The organism is Arthrobacter sp. HMWF013 (genome assembly GCF_003061105.1).
Taxonomy (GTDB): domain Bacteria; phylum Actinomycetota; class Actinomycetes; order Actinomycetales; family Micrococcaceae; genus Arthrobacter.
Genome location: NZ_QAIQ01000015.1, coordinates 1 through 5,440, shown reverse-complemented (window position 1 = coordinate 5,440; position 5,440 = coordinate 1). Strand labels below are relative to the sequence as shown.

6 protein-coding genes are annotated in these 5,440 nt (G+C 65.1%); 2 read left to right on the top strand and 4 right to left on the bottom strand.

All coding sequences use genetic code 11. The features are described from left to right. Positions 1-183: 183 nt before the first annotated feature. On the bottom strand, positions 184-861 hold the full coding sequence (locus DBR22_RS00555) for a 4-carboxy-4-hydroxy-2-oxoadipate aldolase/oxaloacetate decarboxylase (RefSeq protein WP_108597296.1): 678 nt from the start codon (positions 859-861) through the stop codon (positions 184-186). A gap of 25 nt (positions 862-886) precedes the next feature. After that, positions 887-2,095 carry an aspartate transaminase gene (locus DBR22_RS00550; RefSeq protein ID WP_108597295.1) on the bottom strand — a complete coding sequence of 403 codons (1,209 nt, stop codon included), beginning with the start codon at positions 2,093-2,095 and terminating at the stop codon, positions 887-889. Between the two features lie 260 nt (positions 2,096-2,355). Between DBR22_RS00550 and DBR22_RS00545 the strand changes: the two genes are divergently transcribed. Next, positions 2,356-2,868 carry a hypothetical protein gene (locus tag DBR22_RS00545; RefSeq protein ID WP_108597294.1) on the top strand — a complete coding sequence of 171 codons (513 nt, stop codon included), beginning with the start codon at positions 2,356-2,358 and terminating at the stop codon, positions 2,866-2,868. A 3-nt stretch (positions 2,869-2,871) separates the two neighbouring features. Here DBR22_RS00545 and DBR22_RS00540 read toward each other — a convergent pair whose 3' ends face one another. After that, entirely contained in the window at positions 2,872-3,606 is a 735-nt protein-coding gene (locus tag DBR22_RS00540) for a GOLPH3/VPS74 family protein (protein ID WP_108597293.1), read from the bottom strand. 155 nt (positions 3,607-3,761) lie between these two features. Beyond that, positions 3,762-4,211, bottom strand: coding sequence for a MarR family winged helix-turn-helix transcriptional regulator (locus DBR22_RS00535; RefSeq protein ID WP_181364964.1), 450 nt, complete (start codon positions 4,209-4,211; stop codon positions 3,762-3,764). Positions 4,212-4,494: 283 nt separating this feature from the next. On the opposite strand from DBR22_RS00535, the gene DBR22_RS00530 reads away from it, so the two are divergent. Continuing rightward, positions 4,495-5,349 (top strand): hypothetical protein, encoded by an 855-nt coding sequence (locus tag DBR22_RS00530; RefSeq protein WP_108597291.1) that lies wholly within the window; start codon positions 4,495-4,497, stop codon positions 5,347-5,349. The last annotated feature ends 91 nt before the right edge of the window (positions 5,350-5,440 follow it).

The window sequence follows — 5,440 nt, the reverse complement described above, 5'->3', positions numbered from 1 at the left end:
CCACACCGGCCTCTCCCCCGGAGAGGACGGCATCGAACGGTTCCTCCACAGCGCCGGCTAGAAGCAGCCGTGGAGTACCTCTGCCCAACCCGGCCATTGTGTTGCCGCAAGCCCAACCGCCGGCACACAGCAAACCGCCGCAGGGCGGTCCCTGCGGCGGCTGCTTTGAGCTGTCTTCGGCAGTTATGCCTGTTCGACGAGCAGCCCCTTGGCTTTCAGGACGTCGGTCAGGTTACAGAGCTCGATGGTTGTGCCGCCTGCCTTGTACAGTCCGATGAGTTCGCGTTCGGCGTCGTCACGTTCCTGCGACAGGCGGATGACCTCCTCAATCTCGTCCTTCCGGACCACCACCACACCGTCGGCGTCGCCGCGGAGGACGTCGCCCGGGTAGATGATTTCGTCGCCGAAGACCACGGGGTGGTTGATGGGGCCGATGGTTTCCTTCACGGTTCCCTTGATGGAGATGCTGCCGGAGAAGACAGGCAGTCCCAGTTCGATGAGGTCCTGGGTGTCGCGGACGCCTGAATCAGTCACCAGCCCGGCCAGGCCTTTGGCCTTCATGGCGTTGCCCAGGACGTCGCCAAATGTTCCGGCCTCCTCGAACTCCCCCGCGGCGGCAAGGATGACGTCACCGGCCTCGGCATAGTGGATGGCGACCTGCAGCATCAGGTTGTCCCGCGGCGCGCAGCGGACAGTAACGGCCGGGCCGCAGAAGGACATGGCCCTGTCGATCGGCTTGATCCTGGAGCTGAGGGCGCCTTTGCGGCCCTGGGCCTCGTGGATGGTGGCGGATGAGAACTTCGCCAGCCGGGTTACGGCGTCGGCATCGGGGCGTTCGATATTGGTCTTGACGTGGATCACGGCTTATTCCTTAGGTGGGTGCGGTTCAGCTGAGGGCCTGGACGGCCTTGTCGATGGCGGCGATGGATTCCTCGATGATGTCGAGGCTAGTGGCGTAGGAGATGCGGAAATACGGGCCCAGCCCGTAGGCCGATCCCTGGATGGATGCGACGGAGGCCGCATCCAGGAGATAAAGGGTGAAGTCCTGGTCGTTGGCGATGACCTGACCCTCGGGCGTCACCTTCCCGATGACCCCCGAGCAGTTGACGTACGCGTAGAAGGCGCCCTCCGGCGTCGTGCATGACAGCCCGTCAATGGCGTTCAAACCCGCCACCGCCTTGTCGCGCCGGCTTCGGTAGATCTCGCGGCTTTCCCGCACAAAGCCCTGGTCACCCGTGAGGGCGGCGGCAGCGGCGGCCTGGCTGACCGAGGAGGGGCACGAGGAGATCTGCGACTGCAGCTTGTTGATCGCGGCGATCAACGGTGCGGGTCCTGCCGCGTAACCGAGCCGCCAGCCTGTCATGGCGTACGCCTTGGACACGCCGTTGACGGCGAGGATGCGGTCCTTCAGTTCAGGGGCAAGTTCCACCAGGCTGGTAAGCCGGTCTGCGCCGAAGTAGATCTGGTCGTAGATCTCGTCGGTGAGGATGTACACGTGGGGGTGGCCGGCCAGCACGTCCGCGAGCGCACGCAGTTCCGTCGGGGAGTACACGGCGCCCGTGGGGTTGGACGGGGTGTTCAGGATGACCCACTTGGTCCGGGGCGTAAGTGCTCCCGCCAGAGCCTCCGGCGTGAGCTTGAATCCGGCCTCCTCGCCGCAGGGAACCACCACGGGTGTGCCCTCGTTCGCGAGCACCATGTCCGGGTAGGAGACCCAGTAAGGGGCGGGCACAATGACTTCGTCGTCGGCGTCGAGGGAGGCCATGAAGGCGATGAAGATGACCTGCTTGGCCCCGCCGCCGATGGTGATCTCGGCGGGGGTGTAGTGGAGGCCAGTGCGGACTTCGAGTGTCTGCAGGATGGCTTTTTGCAGTGCGGGGGTTCCGGTGACGGAGGTGTACTTGGTCTCCCCTTGGGCGATGGCTTCGAGTGCGGCCGCCTTGATGTGCTCAGGGGTGTCGAAGTCCGGCTCGCCGACCGTGAGGTCCAGGATCCGGCGCCCCTCTGCCTTCAGCTCACGCACACGGGCGGCGGCCGCCACGCTGGCCGAGGACTTGATGCGGGACACTCGTGATGCTGGTGCAAATTCAGGCATGGTCTCTTCCTAGGGCTGAAGGAGGGGCGGTATTTGTTTCCTTCCCGCTTCCTTCGACCCTAGGGAAATCCGGCCGCTCTGGATAAGACCTAAAGTGCGTGGGCGGATAAGCGTCCCTTATGGCCCGCGCCCAAACTTTTTGGTTATGGGACCACGCACTATTGGTATTTCCGCTGGCTGATCGCTGTGTCTAGCGTTGGCAGTACGCCGCACGGTCCCTTCCCCGGCGCCGCAAGAACTGATGACAACCGAGGAGTGCCGTGGCCGTTCTGCAGGAGTCCGACGGAGGTGGCTACCGTTACCGGGGCACGCCAAAACCGGATGCCGCAGCCCTCCAGGCGGAAAAGATCCGCGGGCTGCTCAGGACCAACCGCCAGCGGATTGCCTTCAACGCGAGCAGCACCCGCCCGCTCTCCGCCCGCCTGAACCAGCAGATCGCGCAGGCACTCGGCGACGGACTGAAGGTCACCGGGCTCGCCGCCGCCTCGGGGCTGTCCCGCTGGACGGTTCGGACCATCGGTTTGTCCTCCGAAGACATGTTCCCGTCTGGACTGCCCGCCGAACAGCACCTCGCCGTCATCAGCGAACTCAGGTCGGAGCTGGCTGTCCTTGAGGAATCGAAGTCGGACCTGGAAGGGCGGCGCGCGGAACTCCTGGCCGCTGCCCGCCGGCTGCGGGTGATGGACGAGCATGAACTGGCGGCGTTGAGCGGACTGCAGAGCAGTGCTATCCGGAAGCTGACGTGGGGGCTTCAGCCGGAACGGATCGCGTAGGTTTCAGGCCTGAATGGCGGATTCCGCCTCCGCCAGCCTGATCATCCGCAGTTCGTCCTCCACCGCGCGGGCCGGCCAGTAGTTGCCTGACAGCTGCCCAACCCGGCCACGATCGGCATCCGGGAAAAGCTTCTCCAGCAGCCCCGAGGCGTGAAGCAGTGCGATCAGTGCCCTGGTCCTGGGATCTGTCGTATGAGGACCCGTAGCCTTGGGTTCAGTCGACTCGGTGTCTGGCTGCAGCGCTGCATCCGGCTGCACGGTCTCTGCCTGCGCCGCGCCCGGCTTGTCGGTGAGTGCCGCCTCGATTTTCTGCACCAGCGCCGCCTCCGGGGCGTGGTCCTTCTCCGGATACCGCACTGTCCTGAAGAGGCCGAGCCGCTTTTCGCCGACGTGATCCACCAGGCCATGTGCCGCCATCCCCTGGTACACGCGCTGCACCTCCGCACGGCTCTCCAGCATGGAGACCCAGCGTTTGGGGGTGTGGGGGCGGGATTTGTGCCGGATGAGGTCAAGTTCCTGCTGGAGGTCCGTCTGGGGAGCATCGCCGGTCACCCGGACGAACCTTCCGTCGAGTTCAATGGCGCCGATCAGATCCAGTTCGGCCAGAATGGCCCCGGCGAGGGTGGTCCGCAGCAGGTAGGCAGGCACGTCCGGTCCGCCGCTTTTGTCGTTCGTTGCCAGGAGGAGGAAAGCCTGGGGAAGGCTCAACTCCTCTGCCTTAGGTAATTGAGCATCCATACGATCATGGTGCGCCCGTCAGGGCCACGGCCACAACCACAGCTTTTAACGGAACCACTGCTTCCAAATTAACCACTGGCGGCGCCCGCACCACGGAAAGAGGGAAGCGTACGACGGCGGGACGTCCCGCCGTCGTACGCTTGCGTTTTACCCCGCTATGCAGATCTCTCGTTCATTTCCCGGGCCTGCAGTGACGCCACGAACCTGGCGAGCTCCTTCTGCAGCGTTTGCCAGCCGCTGACGTCCAGCTCCGCCGGGAGGGCGTGGGCCTCCGCTTCTTGCGCGGCGGCGAGGGCCTCGCGGCCGGCACCGGTGAGCCCGATGATCAGTTGACGCCGGTCCCGGGGGTGCCTGCTCCTGCTGACGAGGCCTGCCAGCTGCAGCCTCGCAAGGATCTTGCCCATGGTCTGGCTTTTGGCATGGACCGAAGAGGCCAGCTGTTCCTGGTTCAGGGCACCGGGTGCAAGTCCCTCAAGCGCTATGACGGCCGCGCGGGTGAGCCCCAGCGGCGCGAGGACATCATCCTGATGCCGCTGGACCAGGCGTGCGGCCTGTGAGAGGAGCTGGCAAAAGTTCCGGAGTTCGCGCTCTGAATCAGTGGTCATGGCAAGCTGTTCCTTCCCTTGAGAGCCTCCGGCATGCATCCACCATAAGCATGCTTAGTATCTGTTTGGCAAGCGGGCTCTGGATTCGCCGAGCACGATAAGGCCCATCTGCCCGGCACTGAGCAGGCCAGCACCCCAAAGCTGAACCGCCACCTAACAGGCAGCCCTTGCGCATCCATTAGCAAGTGTGCTTAGTATCTATTTAGTAACCTTGCTTACTATTGCGAAGCCAGTAGGACTGGCAGCTCCTGTCAGCGAACCCTTCACGAAAGAGAGAGCGACCATGACTGAAAACCAGTGGCCCCAGACGGGCGCCCCGGCCAGCGTTGACCCCTACGGAAACGTTGACCAGTACGGAAACCAGGTGCCCGCTTCTTCCCTGGGCACCGGCGTGAGCACCGGCGGAGCGTCCGGTTCCAAGACCGAAACGGCGAAGGCAGAGGCCTCACAGGTCGCCAGCCAGGCCGCCGGTGCAGCACAGAACGTCGCGGAGACGGCCAAGGCCGAAGCCTCCAACGTCGCCGCCGAAGCGAAAACTAACGCCCGCGATCTGCTGTACCAGGCCAAGGCCGACCTGACCAGCCAGGCAGGCACCCAGCAGCAGAAGGTCGCAGAGGGCATCCGCGGCATCTCCTCGGAGCTCCGCACCATGGCGGACGCCTCCGATCAGCCCGGCGTCGCCTCGGACCTCATCCGGCAGGCCGCGGACCGTTCGCAGTCCGTGGCATCGTGGCTTGATGGCCGGGACCCGGGTTCGCTGCTCACCGAAGTGAAGTCTTTCGCACGGCAGCGTCCGGGCACCTTCCTGCTCCTCGCCGCCGGCGCGGGCATCCTCGCCGGACGGCTCACCCGAGGCCTGGCTGCAGGTGCACCGGAGACCCAGGGCCGCGCCACAGGCCAGACCCTTCCTCCGGTCCCGAGGACCGCCCCGGTCCAGCAAAGCGCCCCCATCCGGCAGGAGACGGTGTTCGCCGCAGGAGACGACCGCGGCCTGTTCGACGAACCGCGAATCGCCTCAGGCAGCCCCGTCTCCTCCCAGAACCTGCCAACCGGCACCGCTGCGGACGCCCCGTTGCGTTATGAAGAGGATCCGTTCCGCAGCACCGCGGACCGGGATGCGGAAGGTCGTCACCTGTGAGCAGCCAAATACCCGAAACGCCGCCATCGGCGGCGCACGCAAAGGCGGATAACACCTCTTTGGGTGATCTGCTCGGTGAGGTGACCCGTGA

Coding starts and splice junctions, on each gene's coding strand:
- DBR22_RS00550 (WP_108597295.1), bottom strand. CDS start 2,095: ATGCCTGAATTTGCACCAGCATCACGAGTGTCCCGCATCAAGTCCTCG.
- DBR22_RS00540 (WP_108597293.1), bottom strand. CDS start 3,606: ATGGATGCTCAATTACCTAAGGCAGAGGAGTTGAGCCTTCCCCAGGCT.
- DBR22_RS00535 (WP_181364964.1), bottom strand. CDS start 4,211: ATGACCACTGATTCAGAGCGCGAACTCCGGAACTTTTGCCAGCTCCTC.
- DBR22_RS00530 (WP_108597291.1), top strand. CDS start 4,495: ATGACTGAAAACCAGTGGCCCCAGACGGGCGCCCCGGCCAGCGTTGAC.